We start from the raw sequence: 23,535 nt of genomic DNA, 5'->3' as shown, positions 1-23,535 counted from the left end.
CGATGGTAGGCGACGTAGACGCTCTTGCCCTTCAGCTCAAACGGAACGCTTGCCATTTGCGACATCCCGCTTGGCCTCCGTCAGATCGCTCGCCATCATCTCTTCCACGAGCTGGGCAAAGGTCCGCTTCGGCTTCCAGCCCAGCACCTTTTGCGCCTTGCTGGCATCGCCGATCAGCAGATCGACCTCGGTCGGGCGGAAATAGGTCGGATCGATCTTCACCACAACCTTGCCGCTGACGGCATCGATGCCGGTCTCGTCCACGCCTTGCCCGCGCCATTCGATGCGGCGGCCGACTTGCGCGAACGACAGCTCGACCATCTCGCGCACCGAGCGCGTCTCGCCGGTGGCGAGCACGAAATCGTCGGGCTTGTCGGCCTGCAGGATCATGTGCATGCCCTCGACGTAGTCCTTGGCATGGCCCCAGTCGCGCTTGGCCTCGAGGTTGCCGAGATAGAGCGTCTGCTCCAGGCCGACCTCGATCCGCGCCACGCCGCGCGTGATCTTGCGGGTGACGAAAGTCTCGCCGCGGATCGGGCTCTCATGGTTGAACAGGATGCCGTTGCTGGCGAACATGCCGTAGGCTTCGCGGTAGTTCACCGTGATCCAGTAGCCGTAGAGCTTTGCCACGCCGTAAGGCGAGCGCGGATAGAACGGCGTCGTCTCCTTCTGCGGGATCTCCTGCACCAGGCCATAGAGCTCCGACGTCGAGGCCTGGTAGAACCGCGTCTCCTTCTCCATGCCGAGGATGCGGATCGCCTCCAGCAGGCGCAGCACGCCGATGGCGTCGGCATTGGCGGTGTATTCCGGGCTCTCGAAGCTGACGGCGACGTGGCTTTGGGCGGCGAGATTATAGATCTCGGTCGGCCTGATCTGCTGCACCAGGCGGATCAGATTGGTCGAATCCGTCATGTCGCCGTAATGCATCAGGAACGGCACGTTACCGAGATGCGGATCCTGGTAGAGATGATCGACGCGCGCGGTATTGAACGAGGACGAGCGCCGCTTGACGCCGTGAACAGTATAGCCGCGCCGAAGCAGGTAGTCCGCGAGATACGCACCATCCTGTCCGGTTATCCCGGTAATTAGTGCGACAGCTTTACTCATCCGACGGATTGCTCCTGGCTAAAGTGCAGCGCGGCGCCACATGCGGGCGTCGCGTGTAATAACGTTATTGATCGAGAGATAACGTTACAATGTTAGATAGAGCACAATTGCAACAGTTTTGCTGCGGTGCGCCAGCGTCGTTTCGCAACAATTGCGTGGGGTCACAATGCATCCCAAAGGCCGGAATGCTCAGAGCTCCCCATGCGCAAGATTTTTGCTTCTGATACCTGATCGAGTGGGCACAGAGGTCACTGCGCGCGCAATCATCTTCACGATCAACCCTGTGAATCCCTCAGCAACCATCAAGATTTGTCGGGAATCGCTTTTACGGAGCGGAGCAGCCCATTTCTTGGTCACCAGCGACCGGGTATCCAGATCAGAGCGAGCCGCTGTCCCGCCTCGATCTGTGAGGACGACATTTTCGAGGCCACGGCATCGCGAAGCCTGAGGTAGAAGTCCCGTTCTCGCCGGGAGACCGCATGGGCGGCAGCGAGGTCGAGCCATTTGTAGGACAGGACGAAGTCTTGAGGCACGCCGTGCCCCTTGTCATAGCTCAGCCCGAGCCGGCTCTGTCCAAACGGATCGCCCTGCACGGCGGCTCGGTGATAGTAATCGGCGGCAGCATCGTATGCCTGGGGGACGCCGAACCCGTTTTCATACATAAAGCCGAGCAGGGCCTGTGCCCTGGCATCTCCCCGTTGCGCCAAAGGGATTAATTCGTTGACGGCGCGAAGGTAGTCGCGTCTGGCATAGGCGGCGGATGCGCGGCTCACTCCGTCAGCCGACGCCGGCCGTACCGTGCCCGCGCTCCACAGGCAAATGACGAGAAGCAAAATCGGTTTAATCCGCCGCACTGACCTGACCTCGGCTCTTCGCTCCAATGGTCTCTTGATTCCGAACCTTCGCATCGGGAGTCTTGATAAGACGCGCACCGTGAATTTCGAGCCCATTCCGTTAGCGCACGGGCGCGCCAGTCACCGCGCTCACACCTATGTCTCCGCGCAATTTCGACCGCAGTTCCTCAGCAACGTAATGTGCATCGGTACCGTCGCGGATGATCTGGGGACGTATGAAGATGATCAACTCGGTCCGCGTGTTCTTCTTGTCCTGATGGGAAAACGCGTCGCCGAATCCTGGAATATCATCAAGCACGGGAATGCCGTTGCGGGTTCCGGTTTGCTGCTCGCTGATCAGGCCCGCCAGCAATACAGTCTGGCCGGAAGCCACGGTAATCGCGCTCTTCACCTTCCGCTCGGAAACGGTCGGCGTCAGGCTGGCGGCGGTTGCTGCCGAGACATTGCTGATTTCCTGTTCGACATCGAGCCTGACGTTGCCGTTGGCGTTGATGCGGGGAGAAATCTTCAGGATGATGCCGGTGTTTCTGTAGTCGATCGTATTCACGACCGTATTCGCCGTCGTCAACACCGTGGCGCTTCCGGTCGATACCGGTACGGAATCGCCGACCTGAAGCGTCGCAACCTGATTGTTGACCACGACCAGCGACGGGTTCGACAAAACCCGTACGCTGGTGACGGTATGCAGCGCGTCCAGAATTGCATTTGGCTGCGCCTCCGCGCCGATCAGGAAGTTGAAGCCCGGCAGAGCGCGATTGATGAAGGCGTTTGCGACCGCACCGGCAGCGCTGGCCGCGCTCGTGCCCGTCGATTGGGTGTTAAGAGCAGAGCCCTGGTCCGGCTTCAAGCCTATGTTGTGACTGGTCAGATAGAACTGCACGCCGTAGGCGAGCTCATTGGTGAGAGTGACCTCGGCGATCGTTGCATCGACAGCGACCTGAAGCTGGGGCCGATCGACCTGCTCCAGCGTCGCCTCCACGATCCGGTAATTGGCCTGATCGGCATAGATGAGCAGGGTGTTGTTGACGACGTCGGCCGTAATACGGACGCCCTGCAATACTCCCTTCCCACTGCCGCCGCCGCCCGTGCTCCCGCCGGTGCTGTCCGCGCCGCCAAAGGGGGAGTTGGAGCCCGACTGCGCACCGCCGAAGCCGGTCGTTCCGCTCGTTGCACCGCCACTGCCGAGCCCTCCGGACCGGGCGCCCCCCAAGCCGCCGGCTGAAGACGACGATGAGTTGGTGTTCAGCGACAGTCGATCCGCTGCGCTGGAGGTGCTTCCGCCCGAGCCAGGCGCGAGCTGGCTGCTCGCAGTATCGAGCGACGCAGACGAGCTTCCCGTAAACATTTCGGTCAGCACGCGAGCGATCTGGCGGGCCTCGCCGTATTTCACGTGATAGACGTGAACACTCGTTCTCGCCGTATCCGCATTGTCGAGACGCCTGATCCAGGTTGCGGCCGTGCTGAGCAAAGCAGGCTTCCTGCTGATGACCATGACGGCGTTGAGGCGCGCGATGGTCTGAAACTTGACCACGTCATGACTCAGGCCGCTGTCGCCGGAATCCATGATCTTTTCGAGTTCGGCAATGATAGGCTCCGGGCCGCTGTTGGTGATCGGATAAATTCCGACAGATTGACCCCGCATCCAGTCGACATCGAAGCTCAGCGCGGTCTCGACCGCTGCGCGACGCTCGGCACCGCTGCCCTGGATCAGCAGGATATTTCGTGTCGCATCAGCGCGAACCGCTCCCGCCTTTGTCGCAAAACTATCCATCAGCTTCAGCAACGTTTGCGCTGAAACATACTGCAACGGCACCACGGAAACGCCGTAGCCAGGTTCCGGGCTGCTCGCGACGGCATCGACGCGGCCCGAACCGACGACGTCACCGAGCGGCGTCAGCCGATAGCCTGCGGTATCGCGGACCAGCACGACTCCGCTGATCCGAAGGGCGTTTTCAAGGACATAGATGATGTCAGACTTCGGAACCGGTTTGACGGAAACGAGGCTGACTGTGCCTTGGACCCTCGGATCAATCGTGTAACCTGTATTGAGGATGTCCCCGAGAATGACTTTCGCCACCGCGGCGACCGGCGTGTTTTCGAAGTTGAGGTCGAAGCCCCCGCCGCTGCCAGTAGCGGCCGGTTGCGCGCGGTTTTCGGCGACTTCGACGACCTCTGTACCGTTATAAACGGCTCCGCGGGCCCGCTGGCCGGCATTGCGCTGTGCCGGCTCCACCTCTTGTGGGGCGCGCGGGAGAATATCCAGCGAGCGAACCTTGTTGAGCACGTCAATGTCGTTGGCGTCGGTCGTCGCAATCGTCGCTGAATTGCAGGACGTCAAAAGGCCTGTGGAACACAGCAGAATGACGGACAAGGCGCGATCAATTCGCGGGTACCGGCTTACTCGGCCGACTCGTACCATATTTTCGCCATTCCGGTTATGAGATCGACATTGGACGAGTGTCGATGTTAGGAGCGTTTCTATTAGCCGCTAAATGTGACAGTAATTGTTGGCTGGCCGAGTTGCCGGGGCAAAGACGAGTTGGGCTCTCAAGCACGTTTGAATGGGCAAACCTCCCGCGATTTCGCGCAGATGTCACAGTTCGGATCGATATTGATGTCGGGCGATCAACTGCACGACACGCGCGCCTATGCCGTGACCAGCGGGCGCGCCTATCGGCATGATTGAAGCCGGCCTGGTGATCGGAAATGAACGGGCAGGAGACGTGTCCGAAAAACATTCCGAGATGATGCCTCGCTGCATCGGCGAAACTGGAAAAGATGGATGGCCAGCGACGATTCTATGCGGTTCGTTGAGCATCTTCGTCAGAAGAATTATCTGACGAAGACAGCGAGCAACGCCGAACTCGCGGAACAGTCGGCCTCCGACCATTCGCGGGGCGAGCTCCCCGGTAAGCTCTGGGAGCATACGAATCTTTCGTCGAGCGAGTTCGCCGATGAAGTCGCACGTTTTTATGTCCTGGAGCGCGTCGCACTCCAGGACATGCTAGCCGCTGTTGCCGAGATTCAGCCATTCGCGCCGCGCTTCCTGCGCGAGATGACGGTGTTTCCCTATCGGTCCGCGGAGGGCAAAGCATTGCTAGCGGTAGCGGACCCCGCTGAAACGGCCGCCATGCGTGCTGCCCAGATCGTTCTCGGAGCCGACATCGCGGTCAGGGTTGCGTCATTCGAAGACATCGCAGTCGCCCTCGATCAGCGTCTCGGCAGTAACGACAGCCAGATCCAGGGCGAAGGCGAGGAAGCTTTCCGGCCGCGCGAAGACGATATCGAAAGTCTGCGCGATCTGGCGAGCGGTGCGCCCGTGGTGCGCGCGGTCAACGACCTGCTGGAGAAAGCGGTCGAGCTGCGCGCAAGCGACATCCATATCGAGCCTATTCATGCCGGGCTTGTGGTTCGCATGCGCATCGACGGCCTGCTGCGACCCGTCGCGGCGCCGTCAGGCGTGTTACCGCAGGCCGTGATCTCGCGCATCAAGATCATCGCTAGTCTTAATATCGCCGAGCGGCGCTTGCCGCAGGACGGCTCTGCTCGGCTGCGGGCCGGACGCTCGGAGGTCGATATTCGTGTTGCGATCATGCCGACGCAGCATGGCGAATCCGCCGTCATACGCATCCTGCCGAAGGACCGCGGTCTGCTGGTTGTCGAAAAACTGGGGTTCTCGCCGGCAGACGAGACGAAGCTCCGGCGAATGTTGACCCTGCCTCACGGCATGATCGTCATTACCGGTCCGACCGGAAGCGGCAAGACCACGACGCTCGCGACAGTATTGTCGATTTTGAACACGCCAACCCGGAAAATCCTGACGATCGAGGATCCGGTCGAGTACGAAATTCCCGGTGTGAACCAGTCGCAAATCAAGCCGGCGATCGGGTTGACGTTTGCTGCCGCGCTGCGTTCGTTCGTGCGTCAGGACCCGGACGTCATCATGCTCGGCGAAGTGCGTGATTCCGAGACCGCGCATGTTGCCATCCACGCCGCTCTGACCGGACACCTTGTATTGACGACGCTGCACACGGAAACGGCGGCCGCCGCCGTGCCCCGTCTGCTCGATCTCGGTGTCGAAGGATATCTGCTGCGATCGACTCTGCAGGCTGTCATCGCGCAGAGGCTGGTTCGCCAGCTCTGCGACCGCTGCAAGGTGCCGAAGACGTTGACCGAGGCAGATCTCGACGCCGATCCCCGGCTGGAAGCACTCGGATTCAAGGCCGGCGAAGAGTTCAGGGGGCCGCGGGGCTGCGAAAGATGCGGCGGTACGGGGTACCGTGGCCGATTGGGCGTGTTTGAGGTCCTGGTCTTGACGAAGGAGCTCCGCGAACTCATCGGCGAGAAAGCCGATGGCCGACTGATCGACGAGATGGCGATTGCCGGCGGAATGACGACGATGCTTGACGACGGTATTGCCAAATGCCGCCAAGGCCTGACTTCTCCGGAGGAGATCCTCCGAGTCACAACGATACGGTGACGTCGTGCCGAACTTTCGCTATCGGGCGTTGACGCAGAAGGGAGAGATCGTGCACGGCACGCTCGCGGCTCCCACGGCAGCCGAGGTCGCGCGACGGATCGAATACCTGCAGCTGCTGCCGATCGAAACAGTCCAGGAAAAGCCGGACGCAGGTGTATCGGGCTTTGGGATTTTCAATCGACCAAGCCCCGCGGAGGTGACGACGTTCACGCGGGATCTGGCTCTGTTGCTCAAGGCCGGCGCCCGTCTTGACGACGCTCTTGAGCTGCTCGCCGGCGATGCGGACGTCGGCAGGCTTCGTCCCGTGGTGGGAAAGTTGCGGGCCGCGCTTCTGAGTGGAGAAAGTCTCGCCGCGGCGGTCGGCAATCATCCGGCTTTGTTTCCGCCAATGTATGTCGCACTCGTTCGCGTCGGAGAGGTGTCGGGAACGCTCGACAGAGTGCTTGAACTGCTCGGCGCAGAGCGAGCCCGCTCCGAAGCGATGCGTCGCAAACTGACCGACGCCATGCAGTACCCGGCCTTCGTTCTGGTCGCAGCGTTTGTCGTGATGCTGTTCTTCATTCTGTTCGTTCTCCCGCAGTTCTCTTCTGTGCTGCAGGATTTCGGTGGAAAGTCCGACTCGGCGCTGAGCGTTTTCATCCATTTGTCGGAATTCCTGCGTGGCAACGCGACCGAGGTTCTGACCGTCTCGGCGCTCTTTGTCGCTGCAGTCTGGTGGCTGCTGCGCCGCCCGGGCGCCGGCGCAGCGGTCGTGGGCGCGGTCTCCCGGATTCCGGGGATTGCCAGCATCTTTCAATTTTACCGGACTACGCTGTTCTGCCGTAATCTCGGCGTTCTGCTCGGCAGCGGCGTCGATCTCTCGGCAACGCTGCGTATCCTCGTCGATATCATGGCAGTCACTGGAAGCGTGGTGACGTGGTCGGCGGCCGCGGACCGTGTGCGTCACGGCGGCAAGTTGTCGGATGCGCTTTCCGCGTCGAACAATCTTCCGCCGATGGCGGTCCGCATGTTGCGACTGGGCGAGGAGACCGGCCAGTTGCCGTCGCTTGCGGGTCGGGTCGCCGAATTCTACGAGGCGAAGCTGCAGCGTAGCCTCGACCGCATCGTCGGTATCATTGGGCCGCTCGCCATCGTTACCATCAGTACCGTTGTTGGCGGCCTCATCGTATCAGTCATGACCGCGCTGCTGTCGGTCACTCAACTTGTCGGCTAGCTCTGAGGAATTGCGCCATGAAATCGAACCAGCAAGCGAACCTGATTTTTGCGCTGCGTCCGCGCCGCAGGTATCGGGACAATTCGGGTCAGCATGGCTTTACATTGGTCGAAATGCTCGTCGTGATCACGATCATCGGCCTGATCATGGGCCTGATCGGCCCGCGTGTCCTGAACTATCTCAGCGAGTCGAGGGTCAAAGCCGCGAAGATCCAGCTGCAGAGCTTCAGCAGCGCACTCGATCTGTTCTACCTTGATGCCGGCCGCTTCCCGTCAACGGCGGAAGGACTGGTCGCACTGGTGCAACCGACACCGGGCGTTGACGGCTGGAATGGGCCGTATCTCAAAGGTGGTGTTGTCCCCAACGATCCCTGGAACAAGCCGTATGTTTATCGGTCGCCGGGAGAACGCGGACCCTATGATATCATGTCTTATGGATCCGACGGCCAGGAGGGCGGCACCGGCACTGCGAGCGATATTTCGCTGGAGAACCTGAAGAGCGCAAAAAATGAATAGGGAGGCCGAGGGCGGCTTTACCCTGATCGAGATGGTCTGCGTGATCGCGATAATAGCGATGCTCGCCGCGGTGCTGTTGCCTCTCGTTCCACGTCAGACGTCCCGCGCGCGCCTGCAGGCATATGCCGTAGAGGCCGCGACGCTCCTGAAGGCCGATCGCATCGCGGCGATGCGGCACGGAGTGGACGTTACCACGCTTGTGGATGCAGGTTCACGTGTGATCCGCTCCGGTACGACCTCGGAAAGCATCCGTATTCCGGACGACGTTCGTTTTGACGCGCTGTTGCCTCAGAGCTGCCGGCAGCGCGCCTCGCTTTCGACAATCAGCTTTTTTGCAAACGGTATGTCGTGTGGCGGGACAATCGCGCTGACGCGGCTCGATGCGGGCTACGAGGTTCGGGTTAACTGGCTGACCGGGAGGATCGAGATTGTCTCGCGCAGCGTCACCACGGATTGACGGGGCTGAAGCCGGCTTCACGGTGATCGAGGTCTTGATCGCGCTTGCGATCGTGGCCGTCTCCATCATTGCGATCGCGTCCGTCATGTCAGCGAACGCGCGCGGCGTGCAGTCGATGGGAGAGCATGTTGCTCTGGTGCAGTCAGCACGGCGGATCATGAATGCTCAAATGCCGCCGCGCAAGGAACTCGGGCCCGGGGCCTTGTCGGGCGCGATCGACGGCTATCAATGGCAGATTGAGATCAGCCCCATGAGCGACTGGATTGTGCCTGATACCGACGCGCCCTTTGTTCCGCATCTCGTCAAGATTCGCGTGCGATCGGCTTCTGGCGCCGAATACGATCTTCAGACGGTTCGCCTGGTGGGTGTGCCGCGTCAATGAGAGCATCGGTCACAAACAGCGGGCAGGGCGAGGATGGCTTCACGCTCATCGAGACGCTGGTCGCGCTGGCGTTGATGGGTCTGGTGCTCTCGGCTCTTGCGAACATTACCTCGCAATGGTTGCCGAGCTGGAACCGCGGCTTTGACCGCATGCAGCGCACCGAAAGCGTCAGCCTCGCGCTGCAGCGAATTTGCGACGACCTCGCAGCCTCAGAGTATATGCCGGCCAATCGCGAACAGTTGCTGTTCGAGGGTTCGGAAAAGTCCGTGATCTTTGTGCGAACGGCGCTCGGACCCAATGTTGGGCCAGGACTGGACGTCGTCCGGATCGGTGAGACCACCGATCGCAGCGGCCTTGTGACGGTCCGTTCGAAGTCGCCATTCAGGGTGCTCCAGCCAGCCTCGTCGCTGTCCGAGCAGATCCAGTTCGGCGATCCGGTCGTGCTGATGCGCGCGCCGCTTCGGCTGTCTTTTTCCTATGCGGGTCGGGACCGGGCCTGGAAGAACAGCTGGCATGAAAAGGAATTGCCGACTGCAATCGCGCTGATGGTTCGCGATGCCACAACCGACCGTGTGCTGTCAGTCTCGACGGTGGTGTCGATCCACGCCGAAGCACCGGCCCTGGATCCAAACAAGGCGACGGAGGAAGCCAAGGATGCTCCGAAGCCTGCCGCAGAGGCAGCGGCTGTGCAGGACAGAACGCAATGATCCCGAAATTCAACCGCACCGATATAGCGGCAGAGCAAGGCTTCATCATTGTCGCCGTGCTCTGGATTCTGGCGGCGCTGGCGGCGCTGGCCACCATCTTCTCGATTTACCTTTCCAATACAGCGCAGGCGCTCGCAGTGAGTGATACTGCGGTCGAGGCGGAGGGGCTGGTTTCGGCAAGTGTCGAGCTGACGGCCTATCAGCTGTTGTTGTCGAAGCCCAACGAGCGGGCCTCGGAGGGTTCGTTCCGGTTTCGATTGGGTCACGGCGATGCCGTCGTCTCGTTCGTGTCGGAGGGGGGGCGTATCGATCTCAATGGGGCTTCGAAGCAGTTCCTGGCCAACCTGCTTTCGGTCCTTGGAGCGGATCAGGAGCAGGCCGATCAGTATGCCGAACGCATCGTGGCGTGGCGGTCTGCGCCGAAAGCGGATTCCGCTGATAACGAGCCGTCGCTCTACCGCGCCGCAGGTCTGGCCTATTCTCCCCGTCAGGCGCCGTTCGCCCATGCAAAGGAACTGGCGCTGGTCCTTGGGATGCCCCCGGCGCTGGTTGAGCGCGCTCTGCCGTTCGTCACGGTGTTTACAGGGGCGTCGAAGGTCGATGTCCTGGTGGCCGCGCCCGAAGTCATTGCCGCGCTGCCTGGCATGACGCCGTCGGGGGTGGATGAGTTCCTGAAAGAGCGGTCAACCCTGGCAAAGGATCAAGCGGCGATTGCAGCAGCACTGGGTCCCGCGCAGAAAGAAGCAGGGACCGAAAAGAGCAATATTTTTCGTGTCCTGACGACCATCACGTTCGCTTCTGGCCGTCGAATGGTGTCGGAAGTTGTGATCAGACTGGGCGGCAAGGAAAATCCTTACCAAGTTCTGTCTTGGCAGGATGACGTGACGGCCGTCGACAGGGGTCCTCGAAGGGTGACGGGTGGTTGACCATGATCGCTGAATTCAAAGAGCTGTTTGAAGAGTGGATTGCGGTCGTTGCCCGGACCATCAATTCCCTCGGCGGGCGGCTGTTGTCCCAACCGCGGGTGTCGCTGATCGAAGGCGACGACGATATGTTGACGGCCAGAATGGCGCCTGTGCGGAAGGGCCCTCCGTTGCCGGATTTGTCCTTTCGGCTTTCGAACGGCCAACCAGTCCCAGCGCTTCCGGCCGATTGGAAGAAGGCGCTCCGCGGAAGCCGGGTCGAAATCGTGGTGCAACCGGGCAAAGTCCTGTTTCGATCTCTGGACTTTCCGAAGCAGGCGGCGGATTTCCTCGATGGCATGATCCGCGCGCAGATCGATCGGTTGACGCCCTGGACCGCGAACGATGCCGCCTTCAGCTGGAGCCCGCCGTCCGACCTCACGAATGATCGAATCCAGCTCACGCTTGCTGCGACTTCGCGAACCAGAATTCAGCCGCTGGTCCGGCTCGCGAGCGATATGGGTGCAGCATCTGTCGCCGCGTTTGCCGAGCCGCCGCCCGACCTGGGGACGCCGGACAGGTTCAGGATCTTCGAGGTACCGTTGCAGAGCGCCTTCGGTCAGAAGATCGATTTGCCGCGCGTCTTACGCATCACGATCCTATGTTGCGGGCTCGCGGCTGTGGTTGCGCAGGCGGCTTCGGTCTACGAGGGCGGAGCGCTCGAGGACGAGAATCAGCAGCTTTTGCGACGGATCTCGGAACGCCGTTCGTCGTTGCGTCTCAGCCAAAATGCCGCGGGCGGATCGGCACAGGAACTGCTTGCAAAGCGTAAGCAGACCACGCCTTCCAGCGTCATGGTGCTCGAATCGATGTCCAAGGCCTTGCCGGACAACACCTATGTCACGGAGCTGCGGATCGAAGGCGACAAGGTCCAGGTCGTTGGCATTTCGCAGGACGCACCGTCGCTCATCCGGCTCATTGAGCAGTCGCCACAATTCTCCCGGGCAACGTTCTTCGCGCCGACCACGCGCGGACAGAACGATCCAGGCGAGCGATTTCACATCGAGGCGCGCATCACACCGTATTTTGGATCCGGGACATGAATGTCGTTGCGGTCTTGAGAAAGACATTCGTGGCGTCGCCGTTGTTGGCGACGACCGTGTACGTGGCTCTCGTGATTTCACTGCTGTTCACGGTGATCATCTCGATCGCGGGTCTCGCCAGTCAGCGTGCTGAAGTTGCGTCGTCGGCCGCGATGCTCGAGCAGCTCGAAGGCCACGCGACGGCCAATGGGAGGAAGTCAACGGATGCGGACGTGCGTGCGGGCTCGCCGTTTCTCGAAGGAGCGACAGTCACAGTTGCAGGTGCCGCTCTCATCCAGCGCGTCGCGGGCTCAGTCACGAAATTCGGGGGCAATGTACTGTCATCCCAACTCGAGTTGAAAGGCTCGCATGCCAAGGCAGGATTTCTCAGCATCCTGGTGAGTTGTGAAATCGATCAGACGGGATTGCAGAAGCTGCTTTACGACCTCGAGGCCGGGATGCCATTCTTGTTTGTTGATCAGCTCTCGGTTCAGGCTCCAACGTCTGCTTCCGGTTCGGGAAGCGGAAAGCTGCGGACCTTGCTGGCGGTGTCCGGGCAATGGCAGGAGACCAAATGATGTTTCGCGGGGCAGTGGGCATCGTCATCCTGCTGATGTCTGCGTATGGCGCCTGTGCGCTGACGTCGGGCGCGGCGGATGAATTGGACGACGATGAACGCGCTAACCGATCTGCCCCGGTGTCAACCATCTGGGACAAGCCTGCGCCCCCGGTCCGTGTTGTCGTGCCGCCGCAAGTCACGCCCGCACCCCCACCGGAACGAACGCCCAGCGCCAATCCGCTGTGGGCTCTTCCACTCTCGGCCCTTTCCGCCACGCGCGATCGGCCGATGTTCTCGCCGGAACGGCGGCCGCCGACCTCTGCTGTCGCGCCAACCCCGATTGCGGAGCCGGCCGCGGTATCGAAGCCGCGAGATCCCGAACGTCCGCAGCTGTCGCTGATCGGCACGGTCGTTAGCAACGACGAGCGTTTCGGCCTGTTCCTTGATCAAATGACCCAGGCATCACTCCGGCTGAGGATGGGCGAGAGTTATCGGGGCTGGAACCTGCGTTTGATTCAAGGTCGGGAAGCGACTTTGGAGAAAGATCAGGAAGCCGTCACCCTCGCTTTGCCGCAGCAATCCGCCGGCGAGGTTCGTTTTCCTCCAGTGAACGCGAACAAACTGGTGTCGGAAAAGTCATCGCGGCCTGGTTTGCTCAGCAACAAATGACTGCGACTTAACGTCATATTTTCAATAACAAAGTCAGCGTAAAAGGCGCCGCCATATCACTGGGGACTTTGGTAACTCCGATGGCTAGCGTGCGAGTTTCCGATCGGATTTGTCAAGGATTGGAGTTCGCGATCCCATCGGATCTGCGCGCGCTGAACGCAGCCTCGCGGGCAGGACACTGACCGCTGAGTTGCCGATGGGGGCGCCGCGAAGGGCTGCCTGGCACACTGTGGCTTGATATCATTGCGGCGCGATACGTCGGTATAAGTATGATGTGTAACGACAGATTGTGGACCGCTTCACGGACCGCTTACCGACCCGGAGTTTCCGATGCTGCTGGAAACTCCGAATGGAAAGTTGAGAGATGATAGGGACTGGCATCGTTCTGTTGACCGGCCTGATGCTCACAGGAAGCGCTGGCGCGGCTGTAGAGTCTCTGCCAGTCGCTGATCCGAGTGAAGTCGTGGTGTCGAAGCAGGCCCGGGCCGAGCCGGGAGGTGTCGCGGCGGCATCCCGGCCATCACAGGTCCTGCGAGGTAACCCGCTCGCGGGCATCTCGCTTGGGTCGCTGAACGAGACCCGGGCGCGCCCTCTGTTTTCATTGTCGCGACGTCCCCCGCCACCCGTAGCTGCGGCCGTCGAGCCAAAGGCTCCGCCGCCGCCCCCGCCACCCCCAGAGCCCGAAAAGCCGGAGCTCTCGCTGGTGGGGACAGTCACCGGGACCGATACTGGCATCGGTCTATTTCGGGATGCGGCGGGAAAGAACGTGCAGTTGAAGACAGGTGACTACCATCAGGGTTGGATCCTGCGTGCGGTTCAGCGGCATCAGGTCATGTTTGGAAATGGAACGCGGGTGGCTGTGCTGACTTTGCCGCCACCTGATGCGAGAAAAACGGCCATTGGGTTGGGAGGTACGCCGGTTGCGGCGTTGCCTTTCCCCAGCAAAGCGGAGCCCCCGCCGTCAGGCGCCGGGAAGCCGCCCGGAATGACCGGCGGCGATCGGCCCCAGCCGCCGCCGCCCGGAGAGAATCCGTTCGCTCGTCTCATCCCGCGTCAAGCGAAGCAGTAGTTGAGAGGAAAGCGCCTGTCGCGGTGGGCTGAATGTCCGCGGCGGGAGAGGGTACCTTGAGTTTCTTTTCGCCAGGCTGCTTGCGTCGCGGCGTTAACGCGCAACGCTGCGCCACGCACCAGACGACTGAATGGCGCCGATGGTGCAAATCCGAGATTAAAGTGGCGGGCGCGCCACCATGGTGCTGCCGCGCAGCGCCTCGTCCAGCAGGCCACGTTTCCTGGCAACGGACCTCGGCCTGAAGCGCTGCTCAAGCGTCGAGAACTCCTGCTCGATCAATCCAATGATCGTAGCACGATCCCAATTCTGCTCCGCCCGCGTGCGGCCAACTGCACCCAGACGCTGGCGCAGCGATGCGTTCTCCGCAAGCGTCATGACGGCCCCGGCCAATTTGCCTGCGTCCCCTGGCGGTATCACCAGCCCCGCGTCCTCCGTCTCGAGCGCGATCCCGGTGCCGGGATCAGCCATCACGATAATGGGCCGCCCCGAAGCCAACATGCCGGAGAGCTTGGAGGGCAGTACAAGATCTGCAGCCTGCGCTTTCTGTGGCATGCAGTGAATGTCGGCAGTATTGAGAAGCTCCGAAAAGCGCTCAACGGGTTGAAGGTCGATGAAATGCACGTTGGGCAGCCCGCGTGCCAATTCGACCAAATCCTGTTTCTTCGGACCATTTCCGCACAGGATGTAGTGGATCGAGGGGTGACTGTCGCGCGTTGCGGCGGCCGCCGTCACGATCAGCTCCAAGCCTTGCTTTTCCGATATCGCGCCGGAATAGAGCACCACTGTATCGGTCGTCTTCAGCCCGAGACTGGCGCGAAGGCGGGTGTCCCTGTCGCCCGGAACGATCATGCTCAAATCGCTCCAGTTTCGAATTTGCAGGAGCCTTTCCGCATCGACGCCCTTGCGCTCGAGTCGGCTGACCATCTGGGGGGAAATCGTCGAAACCCGATCAAACGAGCGAAATATTTCGCGCTCGAAGCCAAGCCCCAGCCGGCGGAGAATATCGTTTCCCAGCAGACCGAGTTCGAATGCTGCGTCGATCTCAAGATCTTGAACATGCAGCCAAGCGGGAGCGCCGACGATCCATGCGGCTAGCGCCGCGACTGGTGCCGAGAGCAAGGACGGCGCGACAGTGAAGACGACATCGGGACGCCACCGAACCGCCTTCAAAAGCATCGGCGCAAGGCTCGAAATCGAAAAGGACGCGTGGTGCAAGAGCCGTTTGGACCCCGACGGTTGGCTTGGCACATAGATTGGTGAGCGAGTTACCTCGACGCCGTTCAGCGTCTCAACATTATACCAGAGCGAACGATACTCCGATGGAATGATCCAGTCGGGATAATACGGGGGGGCGGTCAGAACCCGAACCTCATGACCGCGCGCCACCAGGCCCTCGCAGAGTTCGGAATTGTACTTCGCAACACCTACTAGATCGGGCGCGTAGTTGATCCCGCAAAACAGGATGCGCATGAGCAAAATTCTCTCTGCATCGCGCTTCGTCTGTTGGAAACGCTGACTTCATTCGGAATCAGCCCGCGAATGCCCGGCCTCATTCGCGTGGTGAATCTGCTGTTGGGGGAACGGTAATGATGCCTAATAACATATTAATGACGTTATTTGTTATCGTTAAACATATTAACAGTTCAGTGACCTGGGCGGCCATAAATTCCACATATAAATGATATCGCGTTGTGCGCCTGAATTTTCGGCAGGAGTGAAAGCCTGATTTCAGGCGCGATCTGTCGCTACCGGAAGAGCGCCGGCCAGAGCAAACCGACGCTCTTGCTCAGACGGACATGTGATCTGGCGGCAGGCCGGCGCTGTGGCGCTGATGCATCTTCAAGAAAAGTGCCTCGACGTGGGCGGTGGTCAGCCTTGTGTCGAACAAGGGCGTCGTCAGGCGATTGCCGGCCAGCTTGCGCTTGATTTCGTCCAACCTGGCGGGTTGCAGAGCAAGCTCGATCGCGAGGGCTTCATAGGCCTGGGGCGTCGTCGTCACGAGTTCGGGAAGATCAATCGCTTGCAACAGGCTCGCCGCCACTCGTCCGGCAAAGGTTTCGCCGAGACGGGTGAGCACGGGCACACCGGCCCAAAGGGCGTGGCAGGCCGTCGCATGGGCGTTGTAGGGCAGGGTATCGAGAAACAAGTCGGCCAGGCGATGTCTCGCCAGGTGATCGGCCAGGAGCGGCATCCTTTCGGCAAAAACCAATCGCTCGGGGTTGATCCCTCGTGCAACGGCTTCACCTTGCAGATTGCGCGTCGCCTCTGGATTGTCATTTGACAGCCACAACACGCTTCCATCGACCCGGTCGAGGATCCGCATCCAGGAATCGAAAACGCCGGGCGTTATTTTGTAGGCATTGTTGAAACAACAAAACACCACACCATGTGACGGAAGTCCAAATTCCGCGCGCGTGACCGCAAGGTCCGAAATTGCCAGCGTCGCGTCATTGACCAGGTAGTTGTTTGGAAGGTAAGCGACCTTTTCCGCGTAGCACTGCCGTCGATCCTCGGGGATCACGATCCGGTCGGCAATGATGTAATCCATATACTCTGCGGCCGATGTCCCCGGATAGCCGATGTAGTTGATCTGGATCGGCGCGCATCGCTTCGCAAAAATGCCTGGCCGTGCACCTCCGGTCAAACCGTTCAGATCCACGAGGATATCGATTTCCCGTTCCTTGATGAGTTCAGCGATTTGCTGATCGCTCTGCTCGCCTGCGTCGATGAAATGATCGAAGGAACGCTCCAGCCGTCGCCGAATATCCCAATCGCCGCCGGGTCCTAGCGATATTCCCGTTATCTCGAAGCGGGACCTATCGTGCTGCTCGAACATTCCCGCCATCACAAAGGCGACCGGATGCGGCTTGAAGTCCGCGGAAACATAAGCGAGCCGAATGCGCTCGTGGGAATACCGCTCGCCCCGCCAAAGCGGCGTATTTGAGGCGGGATACCGCTCTTCGATCCACTGGCTGGCGCAGTGAAGCTGATCTTCCGAAGATGAGGGAACGCTGAGAAACTCGAGGGGATGCGAAAGCAGTTTCCCGGCCCGGCTCAGGGAAAGCAGCCGGTCAAAATCGTCGTCAAGATTGCGCCACAAGCAGAGCTGCATTTTCATCCGGATACGAGAGCTCTCCAAGCCCGGGCGGTCAGGCTCCATGGAAATCGCGCGCTCGTAGGCCGACAACGCCTCGCTGTAGCGCTTCAGCCCCTCCAAGACATTGCCACAGCCGAACCATGCTTCGGCGAGGTCAGGCTGCAATAGCCGCGCCTTGTCGTAAGCAGCCAAGGCGTCGTCATAAAATCTGAGCGTATAGAGAATATTGCCCTTGCCAAGCCAGGCAGTCGCGAGGCGGGCATCCAGGGATAGCGCCTGCTCATAAGCCGCAGTGGCTTCGTCATATCGGGTCAACGAGAAGAACAAATTTGCGCGTGCGAGCCATGCCTCGGGGAGGCTTGGGTCGATTGCGATGGCCTTGTCGTAGGCCGCAAGAGCCTCGTCGTAGCGTTTGAAGGCGCTGGCGACGCTGCCGCAACCAAGCCAGGCGACCGCAGCTTCCGGATTGAGCGAAGCCGCCTTGGAATAGCAAGCGAGCGCTTCCTCATATCGCTTCAAGTTCCAGTATACTGTTCCCATGTTAATGTGAGCGTCGACGAACCCTGGATCGACAATGAGCGCCCGGCCGAAGCTTTCCAGGGCGGCCTCGTGTTGCTTCATCGAGGCTAGCACCGAGCCACGTTCATTGAGCGCGCCCAGGTGGTCCTTGTAGAGAAGCAGCAACTCGTCGAATTGTCGGAGCGCAGCCGGGAGCTGACCGGTCTTGAACAATGCCATGCCGCTGTTGAACAGCAGGATTGCGCTCGCCTTGTAGAGCTGAAGGCCCTGCCGGCAGATCAGGATAGCGTTCTCGAAATCGCCCGCCTGACACAACAAGGTCGCGTAGTTTTCGACGAACAAAAGGTTGGGAGGGCTGGTCGAAAGCGAGCGCGCCATCAGAGATTTTGCTCGCTCGATATTTCCCGTCGCGGCCTCGATCGCTCCGAGATAGTGGAGGGCATGGATGTTGCCTGGGCTCTTCCTGATGATCTGGCGATAGAGCTTCCCAGCGTCCTCCAGATTGCCAGATTGGTGCAATGACATCGCTCTCTGGAGCACGTGGCTGCTTTCAACCATCGACCTGACCATTCCTTACGCGCCGGAGTTTCCGCACCATGGCCGCGGCATCCTTACTTGGAGAGACTGTTCGTGCCGTTTCGCCGTTCGACCTGCCAAACGACGCCACGATCCATCGAGACGGCCCCCCCTCGTGACGCACCAATCGTATTTCCCTCGACGATGATATCGCGAATGCCAGGCGAAGCCGGCGAAACGCCTCTGACTTCGATATGAGAATCCTGGTCGAGCTGATTGCCACGCACCACGATCGCCCGGAGCAGCGGCGGACGATTTGGTCTGTTGTCGGGCTGGATGCCTTGGACAGCGACGACAGCTTCGCCTGAGGATATCTCGCGATCCGGACCAGCCTGGTATGAGTTGCCCTCTACAATGCGGTTATCGAGCAGTTGAAGCTGCCAACCCGGCTGAAAATGGAAATAGATGCCGGCGCGCGCATAGAACCCGCCCGTCCTGACCGACCGGTTGCCGGCGATGACGTGATTGAGGGCCGTGCCGTACGTCTGTGCCGCCACCCCGGTGTCTTCGAATTGATTGTCGATGATCAGGTAGTTCTGCTGCATCTGGTTGACGCAGATGACCGACGTCGCATCCAGGCTGACCTGAAGGGGCCGGTCGAGTGTTATGGACATTTGCGATGGTGCTTGGGTTTGCGTGAACTCTGCGACGCGCACCGCCTGTCCGGCGCCAGTGCCGTCGACGACCATGACGACGGCACCCGCCCATTTCGAACTGACGACGCGGTCGTTCAGGGCCCCGAGCAGGGATATCTGGTTTGGCGCGGTGCTCTGAGCACCACCGAAATAGTAGCCGCCTGGTCCGTCGGTGGTCATGGCCTCTCGATCACCCCCGATCAGGCCCTTGAACGAATTGCGGCTGACGAAAATGTTCTCCGAAGCACTGACAGCGTTCGAGAGTGTGTTTATCCCGCCGCCGGAGCCCTGCAGATCGGCCGCAGCGACCGTATTATTCTCGAAGATGACGCGGTTCGATCCCGTTATCGAATACCAGCCGAAGCGCCCGTTGTTCAGAATGTTGCCGGAAACAACGCCGTTGCTGACCCGCAACAAGTAAAGTGATCGGCCTGAGCCGACGACATCGCAATCGGACACGACGATCCGGTCGCCGCTCAGTCGAATGCTGTCCGGGGAAGCAGGGTAGCGCATTTGGAGCACGCCCATGCGCTGAAAGGTCTGTTGCGGCGTCATGTGTCCACGAAAAGCAGAGGCGCGAATGCGCACGCGCCTGATTGCGATGTCGGAGGCGTCCGGCGCCGGCTCATTGCCGATCAATCCTCCGGAAATGATATGGCCGTGGTTCGAGGCGTAAATCGTCAGGTCTTCGATCGAAAACCGCGAAGTTCCCTTGATCAAGACGTCCGGGGCGTCAGTGAAGTCGGGAAAGACCAGATTGACGAGATCGGTGCGTTCACCGCGAAGACTGACGCCGGGCGGAATGACGAGCGTCTCAGAGATCAGATATCGGCCGCGTGGGAAGTAGACAGTTCCGCCGCCCTTTTCACTGGCTGCCTCCAGCGCTAGCCTGACCTGACGCGTGCTGTTGGCCTTGCCGTCGCCCACCGCGCCATAAGCGCGAACATCGAATGAGTGGCCTGGGTCCGGAGCGGACGCCCGAACCTCGAAATAACCAGCATCGACCCATTCGCCGTCACCCCCGTCGCCGTTGGACAGCCGCGCGCGATACCGTCCCGCCTTCGCGTCATCGGGCAATTGAAACGTGGCCTGCCACATGCCGCCGCCACTCAGGGCAGGTTTGATAGGGGTGCCTCCGCCATCGGGCGTGAGCACGAGCCTTGCACGGTCGGGGCGTCGGACGATGTTGCGGCCGAATATCCGCAGCCATTCGCCGGGGGAGGCGGCCTCGCCGAGATTGCCCTGCGTCCAGTAGATGGTCGGCAAGTTGAGGTTGGCGGAAAATGTGCCGTCCGGAGAGCGAAGCGTAAAATGATAGAGTCCGGCAGCGAAATCCTTCGGAATCACGAATTTCAGGGATTGCGAATTTGATTGAAGAATGTCGACCGCCTTCGCGGCTGTCGACCCGGCGCCGGATTCCGCATCTTGCAGGCGGCTCACCGTCGCACCGGTGACCTGGTCGAGAGCATCGCCGGTCACGACGACAGTATCGTCGGGGCCGACAGGATCATTGAACCAGAACACCGCCGGCTGCGCGAGCACGCTGGCGCACCACATAAGCTGCACGGATGCGAGAATTGCAAAAAATGGCGGGAGCCCGAATCTGCGACCGCGCCGCATCGTCGGATATGGCTGCAAGCTGAATCTGATGGGCACGGCGGACCAACTTTCAAGGATCGATTGCTAAACCGGTCAACCGGCGAAGCGCCGCATTGACAGCGACGGGATCTTTAATCCCCGAAATGGCATTCTCGAGCTCGTCGACCTTCGCGCCGACGAGGAAGCGGTACCAAAGACCTTGTAGACTGTGGTAGACGAGACCCTCCTTGCCGTCGAGAAATCCGAGCTGGACGAAATAGCGGTACAGAAAATAGGCTGGCGTGCTGATCTGATAGGGGATCCGGTTGTAGAATTTCTCCTTGAGTCGCCGTTTGATGGCCGCCTGCGACGAACCATCCTGCAGGCCAGGACTCACGCCAGGCGTTGAGGTCCCGCGACGATAGTTGATGACTTCGATCGCCTCGCGCGTTGCGTAGCGGTTATGCTTGTCGGTGAAGAAGGTCAGATCATTCAGGTTGTGATCGGCAAATCCGCCGTCGAATGTCACGGTGCGGCCGCCCCAGACGAAGATGTGTTCGTCCATCCAGCGATCCTCGACGCGACCGTAACCACGGCGCCAGATACGTAACAGGATGAGAGGATAGCGACCACCGTGACGTATCCAGCGGCCAAGAAAGATGTGTTTGCGCTTCAGGTTGACTCCGACCACGTCCTTGCCAAGCTTAGGCAATTGCTCGTTGATGCGTGCGGCCAGATCCGGTTCGATCACTTCGTCGGCATCGAGGCGCATGATCCAGGAAGCGTTGATCGGCGCGTTTTCGAGCGCCCATTGGAACTGCTTGGCCTGATTGATGAACGTGTTCGTGAGAACCGTTGCTCCAGCACCTCGTGCGAGTTCCACCGTTCGATCGGTCGAGAAGCTGTCGACCACGAAGACTTCGCTGGCGATGCTCGCGACGGATTCGAGCGCGCGAAGGATGTGTTGCTCTTCATTGTAAGTTAGAATGACGACGGCAAGATCAGCCATGGCCCATCCGGTCTGCTGAAATGGATGTGATCTTCAACATTGCGATGCCTTGCTCACATCATCGGCGAACCGCACATTTCGAGGTTTAATCGCACGCGCCGGGTTGCCGACATAGACCGTCCACGGTTCGAGATCCCGAAATGCACAGCCTCGCGCACCCAGCACCGCTCCATCGCCGACCGTAACCCCTGGTCCGACAAACGCTTCAGCGGCGATCCAGGCGCGGTAACCCACGACGATGGGCGACGCACCAAGCTGAAAATGCACATCCTCGATATCGTGAGTGCCTGCGCAAATATGGGCGCCTTGCGATGCAAGTGAATGGGGTGCGAAGGTGACTCGCGCCATCGAATACACGATCACTTTGGGTCCGATGCAGGCAAACTCGCCGACCTCGAGATTGAGAGGGGACCAGATTTGAGCACTCGAATAAATGTGCGCCGTGGACGCCACCTTCGCGCCGAACAGGCGCAGCAGCAGTCGGCGCCAGCCGTATAGAAATGGCGGTGTCCAAGACGCCAGCAGCCGCCAGGTCATCGTCCAGACAAGACGATAGATGCGGTTGCCCAGCGTGAAACTTGCGCCGCCGCGCCAAGGCTCACTCTTACTGGCGTCCACGATGTTCATTTTGACCGCGCGAATTGGTTGGACAGTTGGATAGCTGGCCGAACTGCGACAGACCGCATCGGACAGATCGGCTCGATCTTGATGATGCTCTATCGTGACAAGGCTTCACGATACATTTCCGTAATTCTGGCTGCGACAGCCGGCATGCTGTATCGCTCGATGACCAAAGATCGGGCCGCTGCTGCCATCGCGAGCCGCCGCTCCGGCGTCAACGAAGATGCGCTCGTCAGCCCGTCCCGTATTCCGTCCTCGTCCTCGCCAATTTCGAGAGCCGCGCCAGCCTCGAAACCAATCGCGAGGTTGCACGCCGCGGTCATCAGTGTTGGCTTTCCAGCGGCCCAGGCCTCCAAGACACTCATCGGAAGGCCTTCGCTCTTCGACGGCAACACAAAGAAACTTGCCGCGGCGAACGACCGCTGTTTGTCTTGGCCATATTGCGGACCCGGGAAAGCGGCGTTGCCATGTCGCGCCATCATTTCAGCGACGCGGTCCTCAAACCCGCGCAATCCATCATTCCACCCACAAAATACCAGCAAGGAACGTTCGCGGAAGGAAGAATCGATCGAGCATAAGGCGTCCCAGGCCGAGCACAGCTCCATGCAGCCCTTTTTTTCATGGATTCGACCGAAAAATAGATAGACGTCGCGTCCGTCAAATTCCTGATTCCACCAACCGGGCGGCCCCGGCAGCGTTTCGAATGGTTCGACGCAGTTGGGTACGACTGTCGCGCGCCCGTCCTCCGAAAACTCGGCAACGTCGGTCCGCTCTTTCTCGGTGAGCAGATGGAGCGTCGCGGCACCCCTGAGAAATCGATCTTGATAGGTGGATGAAATCAATCGCTTCAAGATTGGAGACCGTTTGCGTATCCAGTCCTCAAGCATGCCGTGTGGCGTAACAATGTACGGCTTCCGTCGCAGCAGTGCCCACACGAGAATGGCGAGGCATTGGAACATCCACACGCCGTGGACATGCACAAGCTCGGCATTCGATCGCAGAGCCGCAACCAGCAGGCCAAGTGAAAACCCATATCTTTTGGGCCCGATCGCCGGAAATGCGCGCACAGCCAGCGGCGCCCAGTTCGGCAAATCGTCCTGATAGTGGGGGTCGTCAAGCGTCAAGACCTCGATCTCCGCCCCGCGTGTAGAGGCGGCTTGCGCGAGCAAACGGGCAGATTGCGCGACACCCGCGCCTACACGAGATGTCGATCCGACGACGACCAATACGCGTATGCGCGTTTCACGACCCATCTTATCTCACCAGAACCGCGGCACCAGGGTTGAACAGGGGAGCAGTTCGATTGCAGAGCAGGCGGGTTAGGATAGCCTGGAAACAACCCAACCGAAGCGGTTGCCATGGCGCGATCGCAAAGCGCACGTACGTGACGAACCGGATCATGTCCTCAAGCTTCGCGCAGTTGCTTCTGATCCTAGAAATGTTGAAACAACAGAGTGCAAATGCCGGAAGCGTGAGGATGATGGCAAAAGGTTCTGCCGCGAAT

At 60.2% G+C, this 23,535-nt stretch carries 19 protein-coding genes; 10 read left to right on the top strand and 9 right to left on the bottom strand.

Features of this window, described 5'->3' with window-relative positions:
* Positions 1-36: 36 nt before the first annotated feature.
* From gmd to gspD, 3 genes are all read right to left on the bottom strand, one after another.
* Positions 37-1,107: a GDP-mannose 4,6-dehydratase gene (gene gmd, locus JQ621_RS17450; RefSeq protein ID WP_212235912.1), complete on the bottom strand. Its 1,071-nt coding sequence runs from the start codon at positions 1,105-1,107 to the stop codon at positions 37-39.
* Between the two features lie 353 nt (positions 1,108-1,460).
* Positions 1,461-1,961 carry a tetratricopeptide repeat protein gene (locus JQ621_RS17445; protein ID WP_409334231.1) on the bottom strand — a complete coding sequence of 167 codons (501 nt, stop codon included), beginning with the start codon at positions 1,959-1,961 and terminating at the stop codon, positions 1,461-1,463.
* Positions 1,962-2,061: 100 nt separating this feature from the next.
* The gene (gspD, locus tag JQ621_RS17440; RefSeq protein WP_212235911.1) at positions 2,062-4,380 is read right to left on the bottom strand and encodes a type II secretion system secretin GspD; all 2,319 of its coding nucleotides are present in this window, start codon (positions 4,378-4,380) and stop codon (positions 2,062-2,064) included.
* A 363-nt stretch (positions 4,381-4,743) separates the two neighbouring features.
* Between gspD and JQ621_RS17435 the strand changes: the two genes are divergently transcribed.
* Genes JQ621_RS17435 through JQ621_RS17390 form a run of 10 tightly spaced genes read left to right on the top strand, consistent with a single transcriptional unit; the run spans position 4,744 to position 12,927 of the window.
* Positions 4,744-6,441, top strand: coding sequence for a GspE/PulE family protein (locus JQ621_RS17435; protein ID WP_212235910.1), 1,698 nt, complete (start codon positions 4,744-4,746; stop codon positions 6,439-6,441).
* A gap of 4 nt (positions 6,442-6,445) precedes the next feature.
* Positions 6,446-7,654 (top strand): type II secretion system F family protein, encoded by a 1,209-nt coding sequence (locus JQ621_RS17430; protein ID WP_212235909.1) that lies wholly within the window; start codon positions 6,446-6,448, stop codon positions 7,652-7,654.
* Between the two features lie 17 nt (positions 7,655-7,671).
* Positions 7,672-8,169 carry a type II secretion system major pseudopilin GspG gene (gspG, locus tag JQ621_RS17425; protein WP_212235908.1) on the top strand — a complete coding sequence of 166 codons (498 nt, stop codon included), beginning with the start codon at positions 7,672-7,674 and terminating at the stop codon, positions 8,167-8,169.
* A complete protein-coding gene (locus JQ621_RS17420) occupies positions 8,162-8,626 on the top strand; it encodes a prepilin-type N-terminal cleavage/methylation domain-containing protein (RefSeq protein ID WP_212235907.1) in 465 nt (154 codons plus the stop codon). Before gspG ends, JQ621_RS17420 begins: the two co-directional genes overlap by 8 nt.
* Complete coding sequence (locus JQ621_RS17415; protein ID WP_212235906.1) at positions 8,598-9,008, top strand: PulJ/GspJ family protein; 411 nt, start codon at positions 8,598-8,600, stop codon at positions 9,006-9,008. Before JQ621_RS17420 ends, JQ621_RS17415 begins: the two co-directional genes overlap by 29 nt.
* Entirely contained in the window at positions 9,005-9,715 is a 711-nt protein-coding gene (locus tag JQ621_RS17410; protein ID WP_212235905.1) for a PulJ/GspJ family protein, read from the top strand. Before JQ621_RS17415 ends, JQ621_RS17410 begins: the two co-directional genes overlap by 4 nt.
* Positions 9,712-10,641, top strand: coding sequence for a type II secretion system minor pseudopilin (locus tag JQ621_RS17405; protein WP_212235904.1), 930 nt, complete (start codon positions 9,712-9,714; stop codon positions 10,639-10,641). Before JQ621_RS17410 ends, JQ621_RS17405 begins: the two co-directional genes overlap by 4 nt.
* Positions 10,642-10,643: 2 nt before the next feature.
* Positions 10,644-11,720, top strand: coding sequence for a PilN domain-containing protein (locus JQ621_RS17400; protein WP_212235903.1), 1,077 nt, complete (start codon positions 10,644-10,646; stop codon positions 11,718-11,720).
* Positions 11,717-12,277 carry a type II secretion system protein GspM gene (gene gspM / locus JQ621_RS17395; protein WP_212235902.1) on the top strand — a complete coding sequence of 187 codons (561 nt, stop codon included), beginning with the start codon at positions 11,717-11,719 and terminating at the stop codon, positions 12,275-12,277. The genes JQ621_RS17400 and gspM overlap by 4 nt, the downstream gene beginning before the upstream one ends.
* Complete coding sequence (locus JQ621_RS17390; protein ID WP_212235901.1) at positions 12,274-12,927, top strand: hypothetical protein; 654 nt, start codon at positions 12,274-12,276, stop codon at positions 12,925-12,927. The genes gspM and JQ621_RS17390 overlap by 4 nt, the downstream gene beginning before the upstream one ends.
* A 1,225-nt stretch (positions 12,928-14,152) precedes the next feature.
* On the opposite strand, the gene JQ621_RS17385 is transcribed toward JQ621_RS17390, so the two are convergent.
* The 6 genes from JQ621_RS17385 to JQ621_RS17360 all read right to left on the bottom strand — a co-directional run bounded on the left by JQ621_RS17385 (position 14,153) and on the right by JQ621_RS17360 (position 23,284).
* On the bottom strand, positions 14,153-15,466 hold the full coding sequence (locus JQ621_RS17385) for a glycosyltransferase WbuB (protein WP_212235900.1): 1,314 nt from the start codon (positions 15,464-15,466) through the stop codon (positions 14,153-14,155).
* 316 nt (positions 15,467-15,782) lie between these two features.
* On the bottom strand, positions 15,783-18,170 hold the full coding sequence (locus tag JQ621_RS17380) for a tetratricopeptide repeat protein (protein WP_212235899.1): 2,388 nt from the start codon (positions 18,168-18,170) through the stop codon (positions 15,783-15,785).
* 53 nt (positions 18,171-18,223) lie between these two features.
* Entirely contained in the window at positions 18,224-20,365 is a 2,142-nt protein-coding gene (locus tag JQ621_RS17375) for a glycosyl hydrolase family 28-related protein (RefSeq protein ID WP_212235898.1), read from the bottom strand.
* 127 nt (positions 20,366-20,492) lie between these two features.
* Positions 20,493-21,410 (bottom strand): glycosyltransferase family 2 protein, encoded by a 918-nt coding sequence (locus tag JQ621_RS17370; RefSeq protein ID WP_212235897.1) that lies wholly within the window; start codon positions 21,408-21,410, stop codon positions 20,493-20,495.
* A 33-nt stretch (positions 21,411-21,443) separates the two neighbouring features.
* The gene (locus JQ621_RS17365; RefSeq protein ID WP_212235896.1) at positions 21,444-22,037 is read right to left on the bottom strand and encodes an LbetaH domain-containing protein; all 594 of its coding nucleotides are present in this window, start codon (positions 22,035-22,037) and stop codon (positions 21,444-21,446) included.
* A gap of 89 nt (positions 22,038-22,126) precedes the next feature.
* A complete protein-coding gene (locus JQ621_RS17360; protein ID WP_212235895.1) occupies positions 22,127-23,284 on the bottom strand; it encodes a glycosyltransferase in 1,158 nt (385 codons plus the stop codon).
* Positions 23,285-23,535 lie beyond the last annotated feature (251 nt).

Origin of the sequence: Bradyrhizobium manausense (genome assembly GCF_018129685.1) — a bacterium.
In the GTDB taxonomy this organism is placed as follows: domain Bacteria; phylum Pseudomonadota; class Alphaproteobacteria; order Rhizobiales; family Xanthobacteraceae; genus Bradyrhizobium; species Bradyrhizobium manausense_D.
Note: the sequence above shows the minus strand (reverse complement) of the source record. Positions and strands in the feature narration are given on the sequence as shown.